This window comes from Methylobacillus sp. (assembly GCF_036844465.1).
Lineage (GTDB): Bacteria > Pseudomonadota > Gammaproteobacteria > Burkholderiales > Methylophilaceae > Methylobacillus.
Map to the genome: position 1 here is coordinate 1 of NZ_DAIUFW010000007.1, position 23482 is coordinate 23482.

A 23482-nucleotide genomic window follows, 5' to 3' on the forward strand; every position below is an offset into this window, starting at 1 on the left:
ATATCTTATAAGGTTTAATATGCCCCGCCTCCCTCGAATTATTTTGCCTAATATTCCGCAACACAAATCAAAGGGTCAGACTCGATTGATTCACTATTTACAATGGTAGCGGTGTGCAGAACTACATCCTTACCACGTCTATGATGCCGTCAGCCGGATCATGAAAGAAGAAGGAAGAAGAAACCGACGGCTCATGTAGATCAATCGAGTCTGACCCTTTTGGTTTTACTTTTGGTTTTACAGCCGCAAGATTGTGGGCCATGAAGTCTTTGAATCCGAGAATATGGCCAACAGTTCGCACGTCATTCAACGCACCGTAGTGCGGGAGCAATGCGGCCACCGTCTCTGGTGTTGCATTGAGTGAGGCAACTCGTGCATTGGTATAACGAACAGCATCTCCCCTTATGTCACACCTGCTCAGCACCATGTTAGTCAGGACCATGCCATTCTTGCTCGATGCCATGCGCTATATCAGGCTGCGCGTACCCAGGGCGCTGGTCGTGCAGCATGCGCAACTGGCAACCTATAGGCAGCGTCTGGCTGAATGCAGAAAAAAACGACCGCCATCCATGTTCAGAATGAGCTAACAGCAGCATGACTTATGTTCTAACATCCTTGACAGATGCCGGAGGTCACCGAAGCCACTGTCACCGGTTTTGCTCTGGAATAGCCTGCTCTCGATCAAGCACGTGTATTTTTGTCATGTAAAGCAATACCCTTTGTTTCTTAAAAGTAAATTTTCTTTACTTCATGCCGTTATCACTCAAATCAACCATCAAGAAAACCCGGATCATGGCCTCTCTTCATCAGCTCAGCTTGCGTAGCAAAGTCCTGTTAGTCGTCATTACGATGATCTTGTCTGGATTCAGTCTCACCATTGCGGTGTTGACCTACAAGGCATCGAACCTGCAGCAGGAATCGGCACTTGAATATACTCGCGCCTTGTCCAGACAGAATGCAAGCGACATCAAAGCCGAAATTGGCAGCGCTTTTGATGCGGCGCGTGCTCTTGCGCAATCCTTACAGGGAATGCGCAACGAAGGCCCGGGCAACCGCAAGCTTGCAGATAGCATGCTGAAACAGGTATTGGAGGGTAATCCGGCATTTTTCGGTGTCTGGACCGTTTGGGAACCCAATGCCTTCGACGGACAGGATCACGAGTTCATCAATCAACGCGGCACGGATGCCACAGGGCGTTATGTGCCTTACTGGAACCGCGGCAGCGGCCAGATCGGGATTGAGGCACTGAACAATTACGAAGTGCCAGGCGAAGGCGATTATTACCTGCTGGCACGCAACAGCGGCGAGGAAACCTTGCTTGAACCTTATGAATATGAGATTAACGGTAATAAAACGCTGTTTACAAGCATGGTGGTGCCGATCCGGCATAACGGCGTTATAGTCGGTGTTCTGGGTGTGGATATATTGCTCTCGGAACTCCAGCAGAGAATTAGCCAGATCAAGCCATTTTCCACTGGCTATGCCAGCCTGCTCTCGAACCAAGGAAATTATATCGCCGACCGCGAAGCCGCGAATGTGGGCAAGGCCATCCCAAGCGGCAGCACCTGGGACAAGGTCAGGCAGGCGGTTAAAACCGGGCAACTATACCAGGACAGCGTTCAGGATGATTCTCTGCACACCAGGGTCTTGAGAATCTATCAACCGATCAATATCGCCCAGAGCAAAACTCCGTGGTCTTTTGGCATTACCGTGCCTGAAGACACAATCCTTGAAGGCGTGCATAACCTGCGCAATACAGCGATCATCATCGGACTGCTCAGCGTCATCCTCGTCTCGCTGGCGCTCGGCTACCTGATAGATCGCATGGTGATTCGCCCGATTGGTGGCGAACCTGCGGATGCTGCCGATCTGGCCAGCCATATCGCCAATGGCGACCTGACCACAAAGGTCATGCTCAAGCCGGGCGATAATTTCAGCATGCTGCACGCCATGACGGTCATGCAGGATAAATTGCGCGATCTCGTCAGTGACATCCGCGCCAGTAGCGAATATGTTTCCACTGCTTCTTCCGAGATCGCCCTGGGCAATACCGATCTTTCGCAAAGGACGGAAAACCAGGCAGCCTCACTGGAAGAAACGGCCGCCAGCCTGGAACAACTCACCTCTAATGTTGGGCAGAACACCGAGAACGCGAAAGCCGCCAACGAGCTGACCGCCACTGCCTCAAGCACGGCTGCACATGCCCGCATGACTGTGACTACTGCTGTCAGCACCATGCAGGAGATTTCGGATGAATCACGCAAGATGTCGGAAATTACCGGCGTAATCGAGGGCATCGCTTTCCAGACGAATATTCTTGCGCTCAATGCCGCGGTCGAAGCCGCACGTGCCGGCGAGATGGGCCGTGGCTTTGCCGTGGTGGCGCAGGAAGTGCGCAGCCTGGCCCATCGTAGCGCCAATGCAGCCAAGGAAATCAAACAGTTGATTACCGACTCTGTCGCCAAAATTGGGCAAGGTTCGGCACAAGTCGTAGGCGCGGGCCAGGCCATGGAAGAAGTTGTGGCGGCAGTACAGCGGGTTTCCGGCATCATGAATGAGATTGCCCACGCTTCTGAAGAGCAAAATAGCGGCATCCAGCAGATCAATATCGCCGTCACCTCCATGGATGAAGTCACCCAGCAGAACGCGGCGCTGGTAGAGGAAGCAATGGCAGCCGCCCATTCACTGGAAGAACAGGCCCAGCAGCTCAACAAGACCGTTTCCGTATTCCGCTTGAACTGACTACCTGCTTTTACTTAGCCTTCGGGCATGCTCTACAAACAGAAGAAGCCGGCATAGCCGGCTTCTTGATTGATTTGGAGAGCCACAGGGGTAATTACAACAGCACTTTCTCTATACCACCGTTGTTAGCCTTCTGCACATAATCCTGCATCCAGTTCTCGCCCAGCAGGTGCTTGGCCATTTCGACGACAATGTAATCGGCCTCGATACCGGTATCTTCGCCGTAGCGTGACAAGCCTTGCAGGCAGGACGGGCAGGAGGTGAGGATTTTGACTTCCTGCTCTGGCTTGCCTGGGGTCAGCCCCATTTTCTCCATACCTTTTTCCAGCTCTTCCTGCTTGCGCATTTTCACCTGGGTGGCAATGTCGGGGCGGGATACCGCAAACGAGCCGGATTCGCCGCAGCAGCGGTCGTTGAGCGCCACGTCATTCTCGCCTACCAGCGCCTGCGTTACCTTCATTGGCGCATAGGTTTTCATCGGGCTGTGGCAAGGGTCGTGATACATATAGCGCGTGCCGGTAATGCCTTCGATCTTGAAGTTTTTTTCCATCAGGTATTCGTGGATGTCCAGCAATCTTGCGCCTGGAAAGATGCGTTCGAACTCGTACTTCTGCAACTGGTCCATGCAGGTGCCGCAGGAAACCACTACGGTCTTGATATCGAGGTAGTTCAAGGTGTTGGCGACACGATGGAACTGCACGCGGTTATCCGCCGTGATCTGCTGCCCCTTGTCGTGGTTGCCGCTCGCAGTCTGCGGATAGCCGCAGCAGAGATAGCCTGGTGGCAGTACGGTGATCGCACCTGCTTCGTACAACATGGCTTGTGTCGCCAACCCGACGGTAGAGAACAAACGTTCGGAACCACAGCCGGGGAAATAGAACACGGCATCCGAATCTTCAGTAGTTTTCTGCGGATTGCGGATCACCGGCACGATGGTGTCGTCTTCTATGCCGAGCAAGGCGCGCGAGGTCTTGGTCGGCATCGCCTTGGGCATGGGCCGGTTGAGGAAATGGATCACCTGCGCTTTGATCTCAGGCTTGCCCAGCGTTTGCGGCGGCGCCTTCTTGGTGGCGTTCAACACGCCCAGCCGCTTGAACAGGCCGTGCGCGACGCGCTGCGCCTTGTAGCCGAAGCCGACCATCGCCGTACGCATGGCGCGGATGGTGGCCGGATCCTTGATGTTGAGGAAGGTCATCGCCGCCGTGGTGCCGGGATTGAAATGCTTTTTGCCCTGCTCGCGCAGGAAGTTGCGCATGGCGATCGAAACGTCGCCGAAGTCGATATCGACCGGGCACGGCTTTTCGCAGCGGTGGCAGACCGTGCAATGGTCGGAGACATCGTTGAACTCGTCGAAATGCTTAAGCGAGATGCCACGCCTAGTCTGCTCTTCGTAGAGGAAGGCCTCGATCAGCAGCGAGGTACCGAGAATCTTGTTGCGCGGGCTGTACAGCAGGTTGGCGCGCGGCACGTGCGTCGTGCATACCGGCTTGCACTTGCCGCAGCGCAGGCAATCGCTGATGGAGTCGGCAATATCGCCGATCGCCGATTGCTCCATGATGATGGATTCCTGCTCCAGCAGGCCGAACGAGGGCGTATAGGCCGAATGCAGGCCGGAACCCGCCATGAGCTTGCCCTTGTTGAAGCGGCCTTCCGGATCGACCTTGGCCTTGTAGTCGGCGAACTTGGCCACGGTCTTGTCGTCGAGAAACTCCATCTTGGTGATGCCGATGCCGTGCTCGCCCGAGATCACGCCGCCCAGGCCGGTCGCCAGCTTCATGATACGCGCGACGGCCTCGTGCGCAGTCTGCATCATTTCGTAATCGTCGGAATTGACCGGAATGTTGGTGTGCACATTGCCGTCGCCAGCGTGCATGTGCAGCGCGACAAAGACGCGGCCCTTCAGCACCTGTTTATGGATTTCGTCGCAACGCTCGAGGATACGGCGGTACTCGCGACCGGTAAAGATGCGGTGCAGCTCCTTCTTGATGTCCTGCTTCCAGGAGATGCGCACCTGGTGCTCCTGCACGGCGCGGAAAATGTTTTCCACGGCAAGGTCGCTGAAATCCGGCCCCAGCAGGGAAATCGCGCCGTCGAGGTTGTCCAGCACCTTTTGCCAATGCTGGCGCGTGGCGGCGAACAATTCCAGCGCCATCTGGCGCTTGGCAACGACGCTTTCAGGGTCGGCCTGGGTTTCGTCGTCCTCATACAACGGCAGGTCGCCTTCGATAAAGACCTCGAGCGCATCCAGCAGCTTGAGCTTGTTCTTGATCGAGAGCTCGATGTTGATGCGCTCGATGCCATCGGAGTAATCGCCCAGGCGCGGCAGCGGGATCACCACGTCCTCGTTGATCTTGAACGCATTGGTGTGCTTGGCGATCGCCGCAGTACGCGCACGATCGAGCCAGAACTTCTTGCGCGCCTCACTCGACACGGCGATGAAACCCTCGCCGCCACGCGCATTGGCAAGACGCACCACCTGCGAAGCCGCCTCACCCACGCCATTTTCATCATCGCTGGCGATATCCGCGATCAGCACCATCTTGGGCCGCTCGCTGCGGTTGGCCTTAGTCGCGTAGCCCACGGCGCGCAGGTAGCGCTCGTCTAGATGCTCCAGCCCGGCGAGGATGGTGTTGGGATGAGCGTCGAGATAATCCTTGACCTCGACGATGGAAGGCACCGCAAGCGCAACGTGGCCGAAAAACTCCAGGCACACGGTGCGCACATGCTTGGGCATGCGGTGCAGGATGAAGGTCGCCGAGGTAATCAGGCCGTCGCAGCCTTCCTTCTGGATGCCGGGCAGGCCGGACAGGAACTTGTCCGTCACGTCCTTGCCGAGGCCGACAGTACGGAAGCTGGGGCCGGGAATGTCGAGCAATTCAGGCTCGCCAATCACGGTCTTGCCATCTTCCTCGTAGCGCGTGATACGGAACCGCGCGGTTTCCACATCGTGAATCTTGCCGAGGTTGTGGTCCAGGCGCTCGATAAACAGCCACTGCGCATCCGGCGTCACCATGCGCCAGGAAGCCAAGTTGTCGAGCGCCGTGCCCCAGAGCACGGCCTTCTTGCCACCGGCGTTCATCGCGACGTTGCCGCCTATGCACGAAGCGTCGGCGGAAGTCGGGTCGACGGCAAATTCCAGTTCAGCCGCGCTGGCTGCTTCCATCACACGCCGCGTCACCACGCCTGCGCCGCAATGGATAACCGGCACCGTGCCATCCATGCCTGGGCCGTTGACGCCCGGCAGCTTGGCATAGGTGACGCCGGAATGCTGATCCAGCTTTTCCGTGTTGATGACCGCCGAGAACTTGGTCAGCGGCACGGCGCCGCCGGTATAGCCGGTGCCGCCGCCGCGCGGGATGATGGTCAAGCCTAGCTCGATGCAGACACGCACCAGCGCGGCAATCTCCTGCTCGGAGTCGGGGGTGATGACAACAAACGGATACTCGACGCGCCAGTCAGTGGCATCAGTGACATGAGAAACGCGGGACAAACCATCGAAACGGATATTGTCCTTGCGCGTATAACGCGAAAGCTTAGCAAGCGTCTGCTTGCGCAGGCTCTCGGTCTGGCGGAACTCCTGCTCAAACTCGTTGACCGCCTTGCGTGCTGCCACCACCAGCTTGAGCACTTTCTGGTTGCCTGCGCTGCGCTCGTCAATCGCCTTGATGCGGTGGTTCATGGCGTCGATCAGGCCTTGGCGACGCTTCTTGTTGCCTAGCAGGTCATCCTGCAGATAAGGGTTGCGCGACACTACCCACAGATCGCCCAGCACTTCAAACAGCATGCGTGCGGAACGCCCGGTCTTGCGCTCTGTACGCAGTTCATTGAGCACATTCCAGACCTCTTCCCCGAGAAAACGGATCACGATTTCACGGTCAGAGAAAGAGGTGTAGTTGTAGGGGATTTCGCGTAAACGGGCAGTCATGCTGGTATAAATCGCAGTTAGGCCAAAGACGCGATTATATCATGCGGACTTACTCAAAAATAAGCAGACATGCAGGCCTGGCAAGGCTTTCAACGGAATGAGAACCATTTTTAATCAAGATCAGCCAGATGACAAAACCAGCAAAAAGCACCACAATGACCATGTCAATCATTAGTTGCCGGATTGCTTGTTTACACCATGTTACAGAAGCTGCGTAAAGTCCTGATCCCGCTTGCCATTATCGGCTTGCTGATTTTCCTGGGGTTTTCCCTGACACAAAAGCCGCAGGCGCCCGACATCAATTTCGTCACGCTTGAAGGCAAGACCATTCCCATGTCCTCATTGCAGGGCAAAATGGTGCTGGTGAATTTCTGGGCAACAGATTGCCCCGGCTGCATCGCGGAAATGCCTGGGCTGATCCAGACATACAACGAATACAAGCATAAAGGCTTCGAGGTGGTCGCCGTTGCCATGTCATATGACACTCTCCGGCAAGTCGCCACCTATACCCGCAACAACGCGCTACCTTTTCCCGTCAGTCATGACAGCACTGGCGAAGTCGCGCAACACTTCAACGAAGTGCGCGTCACCCCTACCTCATTCATTATCGACAAGCAGGGCCGCATCATCCAGAAACTGATCGGCGAGCTGGAGTTCACCCCATTGCGTAAAACGCTGGATCAGCACTTGGGAACAGGAGCTTAAAACATGCTCTGGATCAAAGCCTGGCATATCATCTTCATGGTCACCTGGTTCGCTGGCCTGTTTTATTTGCCACGCCTGTTCGTCTACCACGCCATGACGGAAGACGGTACTGGCAGCGAGCGCTTCAAGATCATGGAGCGCAAGCTGTTCTTTGGCATCATGACGCCTGGCGCCGTGCTGACCATCGTGTTCGGCCTATGGCTGTGGCATGGTTACGGTTTTTCAGGAGCATGGCTGCATGCCAAGCTCACCCTGGTTGCCGTGCTGATTATTTACCATCTTTACTGCGGCAAGCTGCTGTTTGCGTTCAAGCATGACCGCAACCGCCACAGCCACGTCTTCTATCGCTGGCTGAACGAATTACCAGTCTTGTTGCTGGTTGCCATTGTCATACTGGTCGTTGTCAAACCCTTCTAGCCAGGATATGCCTATGTTCAATCGAAACCGTTCATGGCTGATGCAATTGCTGAAATCCGGCAAAAGCTCACCCCAATCCCGCCTACTGAAGATTTTTGATGTATTGCTGTCACCAACAAGCTATTCACGGCATGAAATAGAGCAGGAATTCGTGCAGCAGAAAACCCGCCTGATCCGCTTCCTTCACAAACAAGCCAAAGCCAGTGGCGCACGGCTCCCCGACACCCTCGCCCAGCAAATCATCATCGTGCTGGACAACGCATTGCAGCAAGAAAAACAGCAGCCTGAAAGCCAGGCATTGCGCCATGCTCGCACCGCCACCGAGGCTCTGATCCGTGCTCAATGTGTTGGCAGTTGGCGCAGACTGAGAGATTTAAGCACAAACGCCAGCTTTGTCAGCCTGCTGGGAATAACGCTGTTTGTTTCCTGGTATATGCTGCGCGAACCGCCTGTTGTCCGCGCACCTGCGGCTTCTTACCAACTCTGGAATACGTCTTCTCAGGAAACCCCACCCAGTCCACAACATGTGGCTGCGCTTTACAATGCGTTGGAACGCATGCGACAAGGCACCTGCCAGTTCCCGCAGGCGTTGATGCTGGGATCATCCGAACGCAGCGTGTTTCTCAACAATATCGTCAATGGACGACTTTCCAACCGCGCCGAGGATATCGCACTGGCAACCCAGCTATTGAAAAAGGTAAGCTGTGAGTACAGGCCGCTTATCACCCTCCCAGAATCTGAGCAGACCTTTATCAAGACGCAATTGACTCTGCCAGTGCCATCCGGCACATCCCCAAATATCTAAGCAAGCTGAATAGCAGGAAATAAAAAAGCCGAGAACCCGGCTTTTTTTCTTTTTAATCAATTTCTTATTTGCAAATCAGCTTGCAATTGGGCCAATCCCGACTGGAATATATTGGTGATGGTATCCACAGCAGCCTGATCATCACCCGGCGTCTTACGCTTGAAATTGCTGGTCCATAGCACGCGACTGCCACTATCTTCCGCCTGCACTGAAAGCGTGGCGCTGTAATCACTGACCGGCAACACGCTTTCCGTAATCTTGTACGACAGCTCCATGGCCTTGGCATCCCGCGCGGTCAAGGTTTCGTGAATCGTGCCGCCATTCTTGATCGTCAACACACGCCTGGCTCCAGGCACATTTTCACTTCCTTCCACAATTTCAGTGGAAGCCAATGCCGGATGCCAGCTCATGTCGCCAAAACGGCCTATCCTGGCCCACACCACTTCTGCAGGCGCATCCAATACAACAGACTCTTCCACCGAAAGCGATTTGTCCGCCACTGATGCAGAAGCAGGAACCACCGTCAGGCCGTCCAGCATGAATGATAAAAATTTGCGCATACATACCTTCCTGTAAATAGTGAATGTATTTTCCCCTCATTACCACGCCCATCAATTTACACTTTTTTATACATCTGTAACAGTTTGTTTACACTTAAACCAAGCAGGATTCACATCCAGCGCTTATACTCGGGAACCGTACGGGGATACAGTTATTTCTGGCTGTTATCCATTTATTCCGACATGAATGCGTATATACTGAACGGTATATATTGAGGATTGCGTATAAATTTAAAGTACGCCCAATAAGGAACCACGTTATGTCCGTGTTACGGGAAAAAATACTCCACGTTGCTTCTGACCTGTTTCAGACGCGCGGTATCAACTCCACTGGCGTAGATACCATCGTCGCGGTCGCTGGCACGACAAAGATGACGCTGTATAAATATTTCCGCAGCAAGGAAGACCTGATTCTGGAAGTCCTGCAAAAAGGCCATACCGATTTCACCGACTGGCTCAGCAACAAACTCAACAAAAACACCAAGAAACCCTCCGAACGCCTACAGAAGCTGTTTGATTTCATTGAAGAGTGGGTTACCTCTCCAGATTTCCGCGGCATGGCTTTCCTCAAGGCTTCAGCAGAATTCCCGAATGAGGAAAACCCCGTGCACCGCCTCTCGGCGGAACAATCCCGCCAATTCCGCCAGATGCTGGCCGAGCTGGCTTCCGATGCCGGAGCGCGTGACCCTGACAGCCTTGCCTTGCAACTCTCCATCCTGATCGAAGGCGCAATCCAGGCCGAACAGATCAAGCGCGGCTCTGGCGCCGTGAAATATGCAAAAAAAGCGGCGAAAATCCTGATTGAGAATTCACTGGAGCCACAGGCAGCCTGACGCCTTCCACCCTGATCTCCAGAGAAGCCCGCCAAGCAGCGGGCTTTTTCATGCTTGCAGTTGCCCCTCCCGCCTTAGATAATGCCGGTTTATACTCAGTAAAATAGGTTGGAACATGCGGATTTTAATTTGTGGCTCTATGGCATTTGACACCATCATGGTGTTTGGCGACCGGTTCAGGAACCACATCCTGCCAGATAAAATCCACATGCTGAACATCTGTTTCTTCGTGCCGGAAATGCGTCGCGAATTCGGCGGCACGGCGGGTAATATCGCCTACAACCTCAAATTGCTCGAGGGCAATCCTGTCATCATGGCGACCGTGGGCGATGATTTTTCGAGCTATACCACCTGGCTGGAACAGCATGCTCTGGAAACCACGCATATCAAGCAAATTCCCGGCACCTTCACCGCGCAGGCTTTCATTACTACCGACCAGGACGACAACCAGATCACGGCATTCCACCCCGGCGCCATGAGCGAATGCCACCAGAACAGCGTGCATGACGCACAGGATATCGGCTTGGCCATCATTGCGCCTGATGGCCGTGATGGCATGTTCCTGCATGCTCGGGAATGCCATGAAAAAGGCATTCCCTTCATGTTTGACCCAGGACAGGGCTTACCCATGTTCAATGGGGAAGAATTGCTGCATTTCATCGAGATGGCGGCTTATGTCGCCGTCAACGATTACGAAGCGCAACTCTTGCTGGAAAAAACCGGTCTTACATTGGATGACATCGCCAGCAAGGTAAAGGCCTTGATCGTCACCAAAGGCGCTCAAGGTTCCACGATTTATGCCGATGGAAAACTATATGAAATTCCATGCGTCAAAGCCACACAGGTTGTCGACCCTACTGGTTGCGGCGACGCCTATCGTGCCGGTTTGCTGTATGGTATTGCACAAGGATGGGATTGGCCCGTATGTGGACGCCTGGCCTCCGTGATGGGCTCTATCAAGATTGCCAGCCGCGGCGCGCAGAATCACCTGCTGTCCCGCGAGGAAATACAGAATATCTACAGCCAAGTGCTGGTGGATGAAACCTTGTCACAACATATTGCAGAAGAAACAAGAGCTTAAGGAGCACATCATGCGTATCACCACACTAATTGTAACAACAGGCATTTTGCTCTCTCTTGGAGGTTGTATGAGCTCCAAATCAGGTGATGTATACAGCCGCGATGAAGCACGCAAAACCCAGACTGTGCGCATGGGCGTTGTGGAAAGTGTTCGCAATGTCAGGCTCGAAGGCACCAAGACCCCAATTGGCGGCGGCGCAGGCGCAGTCGTGGGCGGTATTGCCGGCAGTTCAGTAGGCGGTGGTCGCGGCCAGGCGATTGCCACAGTCCTCGGCGCCTTGGTGGGCGGCCTGGCTGGTTCGGCAGCTGAAGAAGGCATCACCCGTAAGGATGGCCTGGAAATTACCGTGAAGCTCGATAGCGGCAGCATGATCGCCGTCGTGCAGGAAGCCGACACCCAGTTCAACCCCGGCGACAGAGTGCGCCTGGTGGAAAGTGGCGGCGTGACACGCGTCACACACTGACACGCCTTCAACCTTTCTGACTCCATCATGCCGGGCCTTGCCCGGCATTTTCACAAAAGCTTCACCTTGTTTTAACTGTTCCGTCATTCAGCACTTTTAGAGTGCAGGCTATCTCAACAGTCAGGATCAGCCTCATGCTTGACCGGCAGTCTTCCCTTGGCCTTAGGGCCGGTGCCAATCAGCTATATGTCAGCCTTGCACGCAACGCTTCAGAAATCGCCGAAGCCCAGCGTTTGCGCTACAAGATATTTGCAGAAGAAATGGGAGCCAACCTCTCCAGCGCTGATGGCCTGGACCAGGATGGCTTTGATGCGTTTTGCGACCACTTGCTGGTACGCAATCATGAAACCGGCGAAGTCGTCGGCACCTATCGCATTCTCAGCCCGGCCATGGCCAATGAGGCCGGCGGATATTATTCCGCGGGCGAGTTCGACCTCTCCCGCCTTCGGCATTTAGCGCCCAGCATGGTGGAAGTCGGGCGCGCATGCGTGCACAAGGACTACCGCCAAGGCGGCACCATCACCCTGCTATGGGCTGGCCTGGCCAACTATATGAAGGTGCATCGCTATGAATATATGATAGGTTGCGGCAGCATTGGCATGGCAGATGGCGGCCACATGGCAGCCAGCTTGTACCACCAATTGCAACAGGATCACCTTTCGCCGCCTGAATATCGTGTGTTCCCGAATTGCCCGCTGCCACTGGAAGCATTGCGCCAGGATATGGAAGTTACCTGCCCGCCGCTGATCAAGGGCTATTTGCGGCTAGGCGCCTACATCTGCGGCGCACCGGCCTGGGATCCTGCCTTCAATACGGCAGACATACTGGTTATGCTACCATTGTCGCGCCTCAATAAACGCTATGCAGCCCACTTTTTCAAATAAGCTGGTTCCAATACTTCAGATATAAGCCGCCTGCCGCTTGACTGCAAAATCTACCCCACTGCCCACGCAACTGTTCCGCTTGTCGCGCCTCGGCCTGCACACGCTGTATGGAATTTCTGTTGCCGCCATCATCCTGCCCCGGGTGAGCACATTGCGCCGTGAGCGCATTATCCGGCGCTGGAGCAAACAGTTCCTGGGCATTCTCAACATGCAGGTGATTACCAAAGGCTATATTCCTGATGACGATATCAAGGGCAGCATGTTTGTCGCCAATCATATCTCCTGGCTGGACATTCACGCACTCAACAGCATCCGCACTGTCCGCTTCATCGCCAAGGCAGATATCCGTTCATGGCCGATGATTGGCTGGCTGGTGGCACAGGCCAACACCTTGTTCATTGAACGTGAGAAAAAACAGGATGCAAGCCGCATGGTATCAACCGCCACATCAAGCCTGATGGCGGGGGATTGCCTTTGCTATTTTCCTGAAGGCACTACTACCGACGGCACAGAATTAAAGCCGTTCAAAGGCAGCCTCATGCAAGCGGCCATTGACGCCAATACAGCCATCCGGCCTTTTGCGATCCGCTATCCAGATGCGAATGGCAGCCCCAACGCCGCCATGGCCTACCATGGCGACACTACCTTATGGCAATCGCTCCGCATGGTAGTGTCACAGCCACGACCAGTGGTGGAACTGGACTTTGCCGCGCCGATTGCCAGCGCCAGCCATGAGAGACGGGGATTGTGCCTGATGGCAAGGCAATCGATTGCAGCCAGGCTAACCCTGGATTAGACCAGGGCTCTTTTCCGCATCCAGCCCAGCCATCGTCGCCATTGGGTTGATGGCTGATCTTTCAATACCAACACCAACTGAAACTAGCCGACCTTGAGCGCACGCGGCCCATCTGCAGGATGGCAAGGCACCTGAAAAACCTGTTTATCTTCCAGACGCAGAGCAGTCAATTTGCCTCCCCACAAACATCCGGTATCCAGGGCATAAAGATTGTCGCGCTGCTGCAAGCCCAGCGCCGACCAATGCCCGAAAATCACAGTTGCATCCGATGAATGCCGCTCCGGCACATCAAACCAGGGCACCGTTCCAGCCGGCACATCCTCCAGCTCGCCCTTGAAATCGAAATCCATGGCGCCATCCAGCGTGCAGACCCGCAACCGCGTCATGGCGTTCGTAATCATGCGCAGGCGGTCCATGCCCTGCAATGAAGCATCCCAGCGCAATGGATAATTGCCATACATCTGCGATAGGAAATCCTGATATCCACCCCCACGCAAGGCAGCCTCCACCTCGCGCCCCAACTCCAATGCCTGCCCGACCTGCCACTGCGGCAGCAATCCGGCATGTACAACCACCAGGTCGCCCTCGGCATGTATCATGGGGCGAAAACGCAGCCACTCCAGCAACTCATCACGGTCCGGCGCATTCAGGATAGGTTGCAGGGTATCACTGCGATGTACTCGCACATAGCCTTCCGCTACTGCCAGGGCATGCAGATCATGATTACCAAGCACCATGACTAGGCTGGATTCATGATCCTTGGCCCAGCGCAGCGTTTCCAATGAACCCGAGCCGCGATTGATCAGATCGCCGACAAGCCAGATCCTGTCCTGGACAGGATCAAACCGGATAACTTCGAGGAGAGAAAGAAAGGAATGAAAGCAGCCCTGAATATCGCCTATCGCATAGGTAGCCATGGCGGGGCTGCTATCTGAAATTAAAGAAGGTTAAAACAGACAACCGGATTTATTCGCTCTTGTCCTCAGCTTCGGACTCCGCTGCTGGAGCAGCAGACTCATCGGCAGCAGCATTATTATCCTGCGCATCGCTGTCAGCACCAGCGCTTGCCGCCGGGGCGACTGACTCTGTAACCGGTGTTTGCACTTCAACCGGATCATCAATATGGCTAGCGTCAATACTCAGCAATAAACGCGCCACCAAAAACAGCACCAGCAAGGGCGCAAACAGCGCACCCAGTGTCGCCAGAATGAATTGCGTCTTTGTTGTTTCAGGAAAATCGTGATCATGCGCACTCATACAGACAAATCCTTCATACGATTAAGCTGTGATTATACTCAATAAGCCCCGCTCGGGAAAAGGTTATCACGGACAAGCCTGTATTCATTTGCTATAATCTGCCTCCTGCTTAAATCGCGCCCGTAGCTCAGTTGGATAGAGTGTTGGTTTCCGAAGCCAAAGGTCACAGGTTCGACTCCTGTCGGGCGCACCAGTAACTACGCGGGCTGCCGCACTCCTCCTCTTGCTTCGCTTTCCTATCTTCATGCTTTTGCTACAAGTACGCTACAAATCGACCGTTTAAAACCGAACTGGTAGCTATACAGGACTCCACCATTTTCAGGAGTCGATCATGGCGCTAGACGTCTTACAAAGAAAAAATGGCAGTTGGTTCTTTAAAGTCCGCTCGCCAAAGCTCATCGCCATCACAGTCAAACCAGGAGATATCAAAGACGAGACTATTTACATATAGCTATCGGCCTCGTGACCACCAGAGATGATGAAGCCACACCACTTGAATTACAGACCGCCTACCAGGTAGCCTCGCTGCAAAATGAGGAAGAATGGGGGCAGCACATCCTCAAATCCCAGCCTTGCTCAAAAAAACCATTTGGAATAATATTAATCATCATTTGAATATCAAGCGGGAGTTGGATCATGACCGATAAAGCCAGGGTGGTCACATCTGCACCTCAAGCCAAAAGTGCTGGCCATACCGTAGCCAAGCAATATGCCCAGTTCAGCAGCAAGCTGGTGCAGGCGGAGCCGGCCAAGCGCATCGAACAAATACGCGCTGGCGTCGAGGCAGGTGTCCTGGTGGATGCCAGCCGTCACTTCTCCATCACGCAACAGCGCATGGGGCAGCTATTGGGTATTCCTTCGACCACGTTGGCGAGATGGCTCAAGGCCGATAAACACTTAGGACCTTCCGAAACCGAGAGGTTGGCGCGCATCGCTCAGATCGAGGCTGACGCAATAGACGTTTTTGGTTCCAGCGATAAAGCCAAAGCTTGGCTATTTGCTGAGAACAAGGCATTGGGCGAGGCGCCTATCACCATGCTCGATACGGATCTTGGCAAAGGGGAAGTCAAGAAAATCCTCAACGCAATTGCATATGGGGGCGCTGTTTAAGTGCTGGCATGGCGCATTGCCAAAGAGAAGTACGCGCTCGATCGAGCAGGTACGGGTGCTAGGATTGCAGGAGGACGCTGGAACAGTGAAGGAATCGCAGTAATCTATGCCGGCTTAAGTGTCGCAATTACTGCCTTTGAAAAACTGGTCCATACCGGCAATCCGCTTCCCGACGACCTGGTGCTGGTTGAAATCAAACTACCCGACGATTCAGCCCTGTACCAGACACTGAACCGGAATAGCCTGCCCAAAGGCTGGAGTGCCATGCCATCCTCCATCGAAGCTGCCCGTCTTGGCGATCAATTCGTGGAAGCAGGCCAGCACATGGGCCTGATAGTGCCTTCGGTCATCATTCCGGAAAACCAGAATATTGTGATCAACCCACAACATCCGAGATTCAGCGAGATCACTTTCGAGATTCTGCGGCCATTTACTTTTGATCATCGGGTCAGGCCTGAATAGCCACAAACAGGCGTGGTCTGGATTAGCTTTGAGAAATTGTTTTAAGTGGCGACCCCCTTATATCTCCGCCCTGAAGGGCCAAGTTTTACGGCAAAGTTAGGATAAAAGTGAACCATCTTTTCGTTGAACTCCTGAGCCTTGGCGGCTGGGACACTGATCGCATCGATGCCACGCGACATGAGAATGCCGTTCATCATGAAGCGTGATGTGCGCTTATTGCCGTCGAAGAAGAACTGTTGCAAAGCACCGAACAAGAATAGGGCTGTTGCACGCTCAAACGGCTCACACTCGCGCAAAGCGGCAATGCCCTCACGGTTCTTCTTGTTGAGCAAGGGATGGTTGGGCTGCGTCCTCCTCAGCTCGGCCAGCAGGTAACGCACTATCGCGCGCAGGCCTGGCCTGCATCATTGAATACGTCTTCAACATTCGTTCAGCCTCGCTGACAAAAGCATTTGGGCGCGCATGTGAGCGAGCCCAGCTTTCAGGTTTGCGATTGCATGACTTGCGCCATGAAGCCACCACCAGGCTATTTCAGCAGCATGGTTTCGAAATGCTTTAAGCCGCTGCTCAGACCAGGCATCGCGATATGAAAACATTACAGCGCTATTACCACCCCAACCTGCTTGAACATGGGCCCGCGTTTAAAGGTAGCAACTACCCTTTGCCTCCTAAGCAGGCGCATCCAGCGTCCTGCTGCGGATGCGTTCAGCTTTGAGACGGGCTCCATTGCTTTTGATCAGGCTGGCCTGGAAGAAATTGCCGAAACGCTTTCCCGTTACCGTAGCGTTCCTCTGCAGTACCAGCTTATGCCGAATGAGGCAGATACCAGCATTACGGCCATTCTCAAGGCTGGAAATGTAGAACATTTCATCAAGGACCTGCCATACCTCGCCCCCATCAAGACCGAGCAGCAGGGTTTGAGTATCCTGCTCAAACCCACACAGGGCAAAGAGTAGAACAAAAACCTCTGCATCCATGCATCATCCTCTGCAGCTATTGCCTTGGTTTCTGCGGTGTGCAAGACTCTTGCTAACAACTCATGGTAGCAAGAGTCTTGATATATAGCCGCGATTGCGCGACCCAGTATTCTGTCGCTGATACAACTTACGCGCTGCAAAATTATCAGGGCTTGCACTATAACTATTAATAACTTCCCCCAATCAGAGAGGAGCTTGGCCATGGCAGATGTACCCCATCAAAAATCCCCGCTGCTTCCTGATCGCCTGTTGCATGGCACGCCGCATGATCATCCGATCGAGCACATTTTCGGCATTGCTCCGCAGCTTCCCCGTCTGGAAAGCGAGAAAACACTGGTCAATTTCGTGTTACCGCCCTGGAATCCCGGAACGGATTGGAACCGGGATAGGCAGTCACGATTTATCGAGAATATTTTTCTGGGTGTGCCGATTGGATATTATGTGATCCATGCGCCGCAATGGCGCACCAGCGGCGCCAAACCGATGTCTGGCTGGCTGCTGGACGGGATGAACAGGATTACCGCCATCCGCGACTTTGTGGAAAACAAGGTCAGTATCTTCAATGGCGTGTTCCATGATGATCTTGACCAATTGACGCGAGAAAGAAGGTTTTACCACCAGCCATTCCCATGTTTTGAGCTGCAATATTCAGATGACCTGCAGCATTTGCGCGCTATCTACGAGCATCTCAATTATGGGAAACTGGAACATCAAGCAATGAGGTATCAGCATAACGCCATTAACAAATAAGTAGCTTGACCATCATCAGCAAAGGAAGGAGCGAGTTCCATTGTATTCTCATTCAATTGAAGAAGTGCACTTCACGGCTATGGCAGCACCCACAATCAACCAAGAAAAACAAACCGTGCTATCAGACGAGGCAATTGCCTTTGCTAAACAGAGAGCCAACTACGCAAGTTTTGTACCGGTACATCATAACGATGACTGCATAAGAATTGCATATGGTTGGCTGGATGCGCAGATCAAAAGCTCATCCCTTATGGAAGTGCCGGTCAGCCAGCGCGGATTGATTCGTTCCTGGGGAGGAGCCCTGGTGATGTACGGGGACATCATCGTCGCCGCTGAACTACATCCCGAGATTTTCGGCGTGTATCCTTTGCTCAACCTTTCCAGGGAACTCACCTACCCTGATCCCGTCCGGCTTGCCAATATTGTCGGCGCCCACGAGCATTCAAGCCTCAACCAGTTTGATCCCGCCCACTTTTATACGCATTACGAAAAACCTACCATAGCGTAAACATGCTGCGACAGCCATAAAACAAAAAAAACCAGATAACAGCCGACAGGCTGTTATCTGGTAATGCTGCAGTACGCAACAACGTCAGGAGTTAGAACTGTTGCGATACGCCTGGAATCCAGCTGGTCCCCGCCAAGGGCACCTTGGCCATGGCGGAGGCTTCCACTGTCAATGCCACCAAATCTTCCGGTTCCAGGTTATGCAGGTGAGACTTGCCGCAAGCGCGGGCAATTACCTGGGCTTCCATGGTCATGACGGACACAAAGTTAGCTAACCTGCGGCCTGCCTTGACCGGATCGAGGCGCTTCATGAGCTCGGGATCCTGCGTGGTGATGCCTGCAGGGTCCTTGCCTTCATGCCAATCGTCATAAGCGCCAGCGGTCGTGCCTAGCTTGTTATACTCCTCTTCCAGATGCGGGTCGTTGTCGCCCAGCGCGATCAAGGCGGCCGTACCAATCGCCACAGCATCCGCACCCAGCGCCAGCGCCTTGGCGACATCGGCGCCATTGCGGATGCCGCCTGAGACAATCAATTGCACCTTGCGGTGCATGCCCAAATCCTGCAAGGCCTGCACGGCAGGGCGAATCGCCGCAAGGATGGGGATGCCGACGTGCTCAATAAAAACCTCTTGCGTCGCAGCGGTACCGCCCTGCATGCCATCCAGCACCACGACATCGGCGCCGGCTTTCACGGCCAAGGCCACGTCGAAGTAAGGACGGGTCGCGCCGACTTTCACATAAATAGGCTTTTCCCAATCGGTAATTTCGCGGATTTCGGCAATCTTGATTTCCAGGTCGTCCGGACCGGTCCAGTCAGGATGGCGACAGGCGGAACGCTGGTCCACCCCCTTGGGCAGGCAGCGCATCCTGGCGACGCGGTCGCTGATCTTCTGGCCCAGCAGCATGCCGCCGCCGCCAGGCTTTGCTCCCTGGCCGATCACAACTTCAATCGCATCAGCCTTGCGCAAATCATCCGGATTCATGCCATAACGGGAAGGCAGATATTGATATACCAGCGTAGTGGATTGACCGCGCTCTTCCGGCGTCATGCCGCCGTCACCGGTAGTCGTACTGGTGCCAACCGCGCTGGCGCCGCGTCCCAAGGCCTCTTTGGCGGGGCCGGACAACGCGCCGAAACTCATGCCGGCAATCGTGACTGGGGTTTTCAGGTAGATGGGCTTCTTGGCAAAGCGCGTGCCGAGGACAACATCGGTACCGCACTTCTCGCGGTAACCTTCCAGTGGATAACGGCTGACGGAAGCACCAAGGAACAAGAGGTCGTCAAAGTGCGGCAGCTTGCGCTTGGCGCCTGCGCCGCGGATGTCATAGATACCCGTCGCGGCAGCACGGCGGATTTCAGACATGGTTTGTCTGTCGAAAGTCGCAGAAAAACGCGGTTCAGTTTGCGGGATTTTTGGCGTATCGCTCATGATTAATAGGCTCCTGCGTTATCTACGTGGAAGTTGTATAGGGTGCGGGCGGAACCCAGCAAGGTAAAGCTGTCGGGGTCTGCGTCCGTATGGCCCGATTCCTTGAGCAGATCAACCAGAATCTGGCGCGATTCGGCATCCATGGTCTTGACCTCGCAATCAGCGCCCAGACTTTGCGCCTGGCCGCGGATGAAAATACGGGCTTCGTAGATGGAGTCGCCCAAGGCCTCGCCGGCATCGCCCAGGATTACCAGGTTGCCCGCCTGCGCCATGAACGCGGAGAAGCTGCCAACCGAGCCGCCCACAACGATATTGACGCCCTTCATGGAGATACCGCAGCGCAAGCCCGCATCGCCGTCGATGATGAGCAGACCACCTTGTGCAGTCGCACCTGCTGCGTTGGAGGCAAAGCCCTTTACATGCACGCGGCCAGACATCATGTTTTCCGCAACGCCTGTAGCAGCGCTGCCCTCGATCACGACATTGGCGATCTGGTTCATGCCAGCAGCGTAATAGCCTGCATGCCCCTCAATCACTACGTTCGCATTTGCCTTGATGCCCACGGCAATATTGTGCGCGCCGCCTGGGTTGCTGATCGTGACTGTCTTGCCGTCGAGCTCGGCCGCGCCGCTGTGCAGATATTGATTCACCTCGCGCAGCGTGTTTTTTTCCAGGTCAAATTTTACAGTTTCCATACGTACATCTCCTTCGGAGCAGGCTCAAACACCTTGGCATTCTTGATATCAGGCAGGTGGGCCAACGAGCGGAACTCAGACGCAATCGCGACATAATCGTCGTGCTCGGCGATGATGGCGGGCTTGCAGGCGAACGGGTCGCGCACCAGCGCCAGTTGGTCCTTGGTACCCATCAGCAAGGTGTAGAAGCCGTCCAGTTCGTCGAAGCCATGCTCAAGCGCTGTCTTGAGGTCGTCGCCTTCACGCATGCGCCATTGCAGGAAGCGGCAGGCGGCTTCGGTATCGTTATCGGTATCGAAGGAAATACCCTCGTGTTCCAGCTTGCGGCGCACGCTGTTGGCGTTGGACAGCGAACCATTGTGTACCAGGCACCAATCTTCACCGGCAGTGAAAGGGTGAGCGCGCGAAGGTGTCACGGCAGATTCGGTCGCCATGCGCGTATGCCCGACCAAATGGCTGCCGGACAAATGGGAGAAGCCATAGCGCTCCGCCACTTGCGCCGGCGTACCGGTGTCCTTGTAGATATCCATGAGCTGGCCCACGGAAAGCAGATAAACCTGGGGATAATGTTCCTTGAGCCAGGCATTGACGGTATCGGGACTGACACTGGTCGTCACTACCGCATGGTTGACCTTGACGTCCACCTTGACCTGAGCCTTCAAGCCGTTGCTGAGATCGGCGCTCAAGCGGTTCCAGTCAAAATCGGGAACCCCGCAATAGAGGTTGAACTTGCGCTCGCTGTTGTCAACCGGCGCGCCGAAAATTGCCAATCCGGCGGAGTCCGGACCGCGCTCTGTCATGCCCAGCAGCATGGGCAACATGAGTTCGCCGATATTGGCACGCATTTTCTGGTTCTTCACCAGCAATCCAACGATTCCACACATAATGCTCTCCTTACAGAATCCTGTGGTTTAGAAAAATTCGACATACCGGCTGATTTCCCAATCCGATACATGTCTTTGATAATCAATCCATTCGGCACGCTTGAGCTTGATAAACTCCTCGGTCAGTGCATTGCCCAGGGCGTCACGCAGCACCTTGTTGCATTCCAGCCTGTCGAGCGATTCATTGAGGTTTTGCGGCAGAATGCCGATGCCCTGGGCCTTCATCTCAGCCAGGCTCAAGTCGAACAGGTTGCTGGAATGCCCGGCCCCCGGATGCAGCTCACGCTGCACGCCGTCCATGCCTGCGGCGATCACCGCAGCAGTCGTCAGATAGGGGTTGCAGGCGCCATCGGGCAAGCGCAGCTCCAAGCGCCCATAAGGAATGCGCACCATGGTCGAGCGGTTGTTGTTGCCATAGGAAATATAGGCAGGCGCCCAGGTCGAGCCGGTGAGGGATTGACTCACCACCAGGCGTTTGTATGAGTTCACTGTCGGCGCGGCCAAGGCAGTTAATGCAGGCGCGTGGTGCAGAATGCCGCCCAGGAAGTGATAAGCCAGTTGCGACAAGCCATGGCCGGTTTCATCGCCATCATCGTGAAACAGGCTCTTATTGCCATCGCCGATCGACATATGGATGTGCATGCCGTTGCCCGGACGGTTGCCGAAAGGCTTGGGCATGAACGAGCAGATCATGCCCAGTTCATTGGCGATATGGCTGGCCGCCATCTTGAACAGGATGTAATCATCCGCGCTCTTGAGACAGTCGGCATAGGTATAGTTGATTTCGAACTGGCCATTGGCATCTTCGTGGTCGATCTGGTAGACATCCAATCCAGCGGCAATCAACGCTTCAGTGAGTTTTTCCAGGAACACGCCCTGCCGGGTCATGCCCTTGTAGTCATAACAGGGCTTTTGCAGGATGTCCGTATCGTCACAAGGCCGCAAACCGCCATTAAGATCGCGCTTGAGCAAGGAAAACTCTGGTTCCAGGCCGGTATATAGGGTCCAGCCCCGCGCCGCCATTCGCTCGATCTGCTTCTTGAGGACAACGCGGGAGTCGTATTCATAAGGCTTCTTGTCCACATGCCCATCGCAAATAATGCGGGCATAACCGGGCTGCCAAGGCAGCAGGCTCAGGGTGGACAAATCGCCTACCGCCATATAGTCAGGGCCATTGGGCAATATCCCCATTCCCCAGATTGCGCCACCGGCAAAACCTGCCCCTGTATTCAGGATAGATTCCAAATGCGCGGCCGGTACCGATTTCACCTTGGCAACCCCATGTATATCGACAAACTGTGCCAGCACATACTTCACGTTGTTGGCGGCCAGGAAATTCTTGGCGGCAGCCAGATCCTGCTCTGTAGAGCCGGACTGGCACGTGAACTTTCCGTCAACTATCTTCATATAACTCTCCGAGTTCGATTTAAGAGGGCTGAAACACTCCACATGACGGCCCCGGCATGTGCCCTGCCGCAAGGCAGGTCAACACCGTCAGGCAAGATGCGCCAGCCACGTCATTTCACTCACAGGCCGCTAAATACCGACCTATTCCGATGGGTCCGCCGTTGTGTTCATGTGCGATTTCCGCAAACACTTCCCACAAATACGGTCCATACGAACTATCACACCACAGCCTGTAGTGGCTCTCCCCCTCCAGGTCCTGGCGTATCAGGACTACGCTGATCCCGGCCATTTGCGTCATGACGACGTCTTGTGGGCCGAGCGCAGCGCGAGTTAAATCAATGGGACAAACTTCATGGAACAACTCCTGCACCGCATGTCCGCTCAGCACGAATGCCGCTTCGACATGGGGTACTGGATATACTCCGGCAGGCGCGGCATAGGCTGCTTCCAGCTTTACGCAACTTGCCCCTCCCGGCGCATCCTCGATGAGGAATTCGCTATTGCCCAGACGCAATATCAGGCTGCCATCCGCGCCATACACCCAACTATTGGCACGCAGCGGAATGGTGATACCCTGCTCGCTCAACCACTGGGCGGCATGCGCGCCCTTGACGCCGAACTTGCGCAGGAGGCTCGCATCAGCGATTCCCAGACTCTTTTTTCTGCTTTCCTCCTGACGCTGGTCAACAAAGTCAGTCATTACCCGCATCTGGTTGATAACGCCCCAATTGCCTTGCTCGTGATGGAGCGCATGGGCAATGGGGGTGATGAACTTTTCAGTCTGCATGATGT

Annotated in this window: 25 protein-coding genes and 1 tRNA gene; 15 read left to right on the forward strand and 11 right to left on the reverse strand. The window is 54.7% G+C overall.

Annotation, left to right across the window (positions count from 1 at the left end; genetic code table 11):
- Nucleotides 1-121 precede the first annotated feature (121 nt).
- On the reverse strand, nt 122-463 hold the full coding sequence (locus V7Z75_RS10025; RefSeq protein ID WP_334108488.1) for a hypothetical protein: 342 nt from the start codon (nt 461-463) through the stop codon (nt 122-124).
- A gap of 329 nt (nt 464-792) precedes the next feature.
- Between V7Z75_RS10025 and V7Z75_RS10035 the strand changes: the two genes are divergently transcribed.
- Nucleotides 793-2742 carry a methyl-accepting chemotaxis protein gene (locus tag V7Z75_RS10035; protein ID WP_334108489.1) on the forward strand — a complete coding sequence of 650 codons (1950 nt, stop codon included), beginning with the start codon at nt 793-795 and terminating at the stop codon, nt 2740-2742.
- 94 nt (nt 2743-2836) lie between these two features.
- Here the strand turns inward: V7Z75_RS10035 and V7Z75_RS10040 are convergent, their stop codons facing one another.
- Nucleotides 2837-6667, reverse strand: a complete 3831-nt coding sequence (locus V7Z75_RS10040; RefSeq protein WP_334108490.1) for a DUF3683 domain-containing protein — start codon at nt 6665-6667, stop codon at nt 2837-2839.
- 198 nt (nt 6668-6865) lie between these two features.
- On the opposite strand from V7Z75_RS10040, the gene V7Z75_RS10045 reads away from it, so the two are divergent.
- The 3 genes from V7Z75_RS10045 to V7Z75_RS10055 are packed head-to-tail and all read left to right on the forward strand — an operon-like array spanning nt 6866 to nt 8594.
- The gene (locus V7Z75_RS10045) at nt 6866-7372 is read left to right on the forward strand and encodes a peroxiredoxin family protein (protein ID WP_334108491.1); all 507 of its coding nucleotides are present in this window, start codon (nt 6866-6868) and stop codon (nt 7370-7372) included.
- A 3-nt stretch (nt 7373-7375) separates the two neighbouring features.
- On the forward strand, nt 7376-7789 hold the full coding sequence (gene hemJ / locus V7Z75_RS10050) for a protoporphyrinogen oxidase HemJ (RefSeq protein ID WP_334108492.1): 414 nt from the start codon (nt 7376-7378) through the stop codon (nt 7787-7789).
- A gap of 13 nt (nt 7790-7802) precedes the next feature.
- Nucleotides 7803-8594 carry a hypothetical protein gene (locus tag V7Z75_RS10055; RefSeq protein WP_334108493.1) on the forward strand — a complete coding sequence of 264 codons (792 nt, stop codon included), beginning with the start codon at nt 7803-7805 and terminating at the stop codon, nt 8592-8594.
- A 56-nt stretch (nt 8595-8650) separates the two neighbouring features.
- Here the strand turns inward: V7Z75_RS10055 and V7Z75_RS10060 are convergent, their stop codons facing one another.
- A complete protein-coding gene (locus V7Z75_RS10060) occupies nt 8651-9154 on the reverse strand; it encodes an SRPBCC family protein (RefSeq protein ID WP_334108494.1) in 504 nt (167 codons plus the stop codon).
- A gap of 260 nt (nt 9155-9414) precedes the next feature.
- Here V7Z75_RS10060 and V7Z75_RS10065 point away from each other — a divergent pair, with 260 nt between their 5' ends.
- The 5 genes from V7Z75_RS10065 to V7Z75_RS10085 all read left to right on the forward strand — a co-directional run bounded on the left by V7Z75_RS10065 (nt 9415) and on the right by V7Z75_RS10085 (nt 13211).
- The gene (locus V7Z75_RS10065; RefSeq protein ID WP_334108495.1) at nt 9415-9987 is read left to right on the forward strand and encodes a TetR/AcrR family transcriptional regulator; all 573 of its coding nucleotides are present in this window, start codon (nt 9415-9417) and stop codon (nt 9985-9987) included.
- Between the two features lie 115 nt (nt 9988-10102).
- Nucleotides 10103-11068, forward strand: coding sequence for a carbohydrate kinase family protein (locus V7Z75_RS10070; RefSeq protein WP_334108496.1), 966 nt, complete (start codon nt 10103-10105; stop codon nt 11066-11068).
- A gap of 10 nt (nt 11069-11078) precedes the next feature.
- Nucleotides 11079-11531 carry a glycine zipper 2TM domain-containing protein gene (locus V7Z75_RS10075; RefSeq protein WP_334108497.1) on the forward strand — a complete coding sequence of 151 codons (453 nt, stop codon included), beginning with the start codon at nt 11079-11081 and terminating at the stop codon, nt 11529-11531.
- Between the two features lie 134 nt (nt 11532-11665).
- Nucleotides 11666-12415 (forward strand): GNAT family N-acetyltransferase, encoded by a 750-nt coding sequence (locus V7Z75_RS10080; protein WP_334108498.1) that lies wholly within the window; start codon nt 11666-11668, stop codon nt 12413-12415.
- Between the two features lie 37 nt (nt 12416-12452).
- Nucleotides 12453-13211 carry a lysophospholipid acyltransferase family protein gene (locus V7Z75_RS10085; protein ID WP_334108499.1) on the forward strand — a complete coding sequence of 253 codons (759 nt, stop codon included), beginning with the start codon at nt 12453-12455 and terminating at the stop codon, nt 13209-13211.
- Between the two features lie 83 nt (nt 13212-13294).
- On the opposite strand, the gene V7Z75_RS10090 is transcribed toward V7Z75_RS10085, so the two are convergent.
- Nucleotides 13295-14128 carry a symmetrical bis(5'-nucleosyl)-tetraphosphatase gene (locus V7Z75_RS10090; RefSeq protein WP_334108500.1) on the reverse strand — a complete coding sequence of 278 codons (834 nt, stop codon included), beginning with the start codon at nt 14126-14128 and terminating at the stop codon, nt 13295-13297.
- Between the two features lie 49 nt (nt 14129-14177).
- A complete protein-coding gene (locus V7Z75_RS10095) occupies nt 14178-14468 on the reverse strand; it encodes a hypothetical protein (RefSeq protein WP_334108501.1) in 291 nt (96 codons plus the stop codon).
- Nucleotides 14469-14584: 116 nt separating this feature from the next.
- Here V7Z75_RS10095 and V7Z75_RS10100 point away from each other — a divergent pair.
- The 3 genes from V7Z75_RS10100 to V7Z75_RS10110 all read left to right on the forward strand — a co-directional run bounded on the left by V7Z75_RS10100 (nt 14585) and on the right by V7Z75_RS10110 (nt 16040).
- Nucleotides 14585-14661 (forward strand) — tRNA-Arg (locus V7Z75_RS10100).
- Between the two features lie 443 nt (nt 14662-15104).
- Complete coding sequence (parS, locus tag V7Z75_RS10105) at nt 15105-15578, forward strand: type II RES/Xre toxin-antitoxin system antitoxin (protein WP_334108502.1); 474 nt, start codon at nt 15105-15107, stop codon at nt 15576-15578.
- Nucleotides 15579-16040: an RES family NAD+ phosphorylase gene (locus V7Z75_RS10110; protein WP_334108503.1), complete on the forward strand. Its 462-nt coding sequence runs from the start codon at nt 15579-15581 to the stop codon at nt 16038-16040.
- Nucleotides 16041-16081: 41 nt separating this feature from the next.
- On the opposite strand, the gene V7Z75_RS10115 is transcribed toward V7Z75_RS10110, so the two are convergent.
- Nucleotides 16082-16420 carry a hypothetical protein gene (locus V7Z75_RS10115; protein ID WP_334108504.1) on the reverse strand — a complete coding sequence of 113 codons (339 nt, stop codon included), beginning with the start codon at nt 16418-16420 and terminating at the stop codon, nt 16082-16084.
- A gap of 249 nt (nt 16421-16669) precedes the next feature.
- Here V7Z75_RS10115 and V7Z75_RS10120 point away from each other — a divergent pair, with 249 nt between their 5' ends.
- The 3 genes from V7Z75_RS10120 (at nt 16670) to V7Z75_RS10130 (ending at nt 18275) form a co-directional block, all read left to right on the forward strand.
- A complete protein-coding gene (locus V7Z75_RS10120) occupies nt 16670-16996 on the forward strand; it encodes a hypothetical protein (RefSeq protein ID WP_334108505.1) in 327 nt (108 codons plus the stop codon).
- 222 nt (nt 16997-17218) lie between these two features.
- On the forward strand, nt 17219-17767 hold the full coding sequence (locus tag V7Z75_RS10125; protein WP_334108506.1) for a DUF262 domain-containing protein: 549 nt from the start codon (nt 17219-17221) through the stop codon (nt 17765-17767).
- A gap of 79 nt (nt 17768-17846) precedes the next feature.
- The gene (locus tag V7Z75_RS10130) at nt 17847-18275 is read left to right on the forward strand and encodes a hypothetical protein (RefSeq protein WP_334108507.1); all 429 of its coding nucleotides are present in this window, start codon (nt 17847-17849) and stop codon (nt 18273-18275) included.
- A 91-nt stretch (nt 18276-18366) separates the two neighbouring features.
- Here the strand turns inward: V7Z75_RS10130 and V7Z75_RS10135 are convergent, their stop codons facing one another.
- The 5 genes from V7Z75_RS10135 to V7Z75_RS10155 form a co-directional block, all read right to left on the reverse strand.
- A complete protein-coding gene (locus tag V7Z75_RS10135) occupies nt 18367-19704 on the reverse strand; it encodes an FMN-binding glutamate synthase family protein (RefSeq protein ID WP_334108508.1) in 1338 nt (445 codons plus the stop codon).
- A gap of 2 nt (nt 19705-19706) precedes the next feature.
- Complete coding sequence (locus tag V7Z75_RS10140) at nt 19707-20399, reverse strand: protein glxC (RefSeq protein ID WP_334108509.1); 693 nt, start codon at nt 20397-20399, stop codon at nt 19707-19709.
- The gene (locus V7Z75_RS10145; protein WP_334108510.1) at nt 20387-21283 is read right to left on the reverse strand and encodes a class II glutamine amidotransferase; all 897 of its coding nucleotides are present in this window, start codon (nt 21281-21283) and stop codon (nt 20387-20389) included. The genes V7Z75_RS10140 and V7Z75_RS10145 overlap by 13 nt, the downstream gene beginning before the upstream one ends.
- A gap of 27 nt (nt 21284-21310) precedes the next feature.
- A complete protein-coding gene (glnT, locus tag V7Z75_RS10150; protein ID WP_334108511.1) occupies nt 21311-22690 on the reverse strand; it encodes a type III glutamate--ammonia ligase in 1380 nt (459 codons plus the stop codon).
- A 115-nt stretch (nt 22691-22805) separates the two neighbouring features.
- The gene (locus V7Z75_RS10155) at nt 22806-23477 is read right to left on the reverse strand and encodes a sarcosine oxidase subunit gamma (RefSeq protein WP_334108512.1); all 672 of its coding nucleotides are present in this window, start codon (nt 23475-23477) and stop codon (nt 22806-22808) included.
- Nucleotides 23478-23482: the final 5 nt, after the last annotated feature.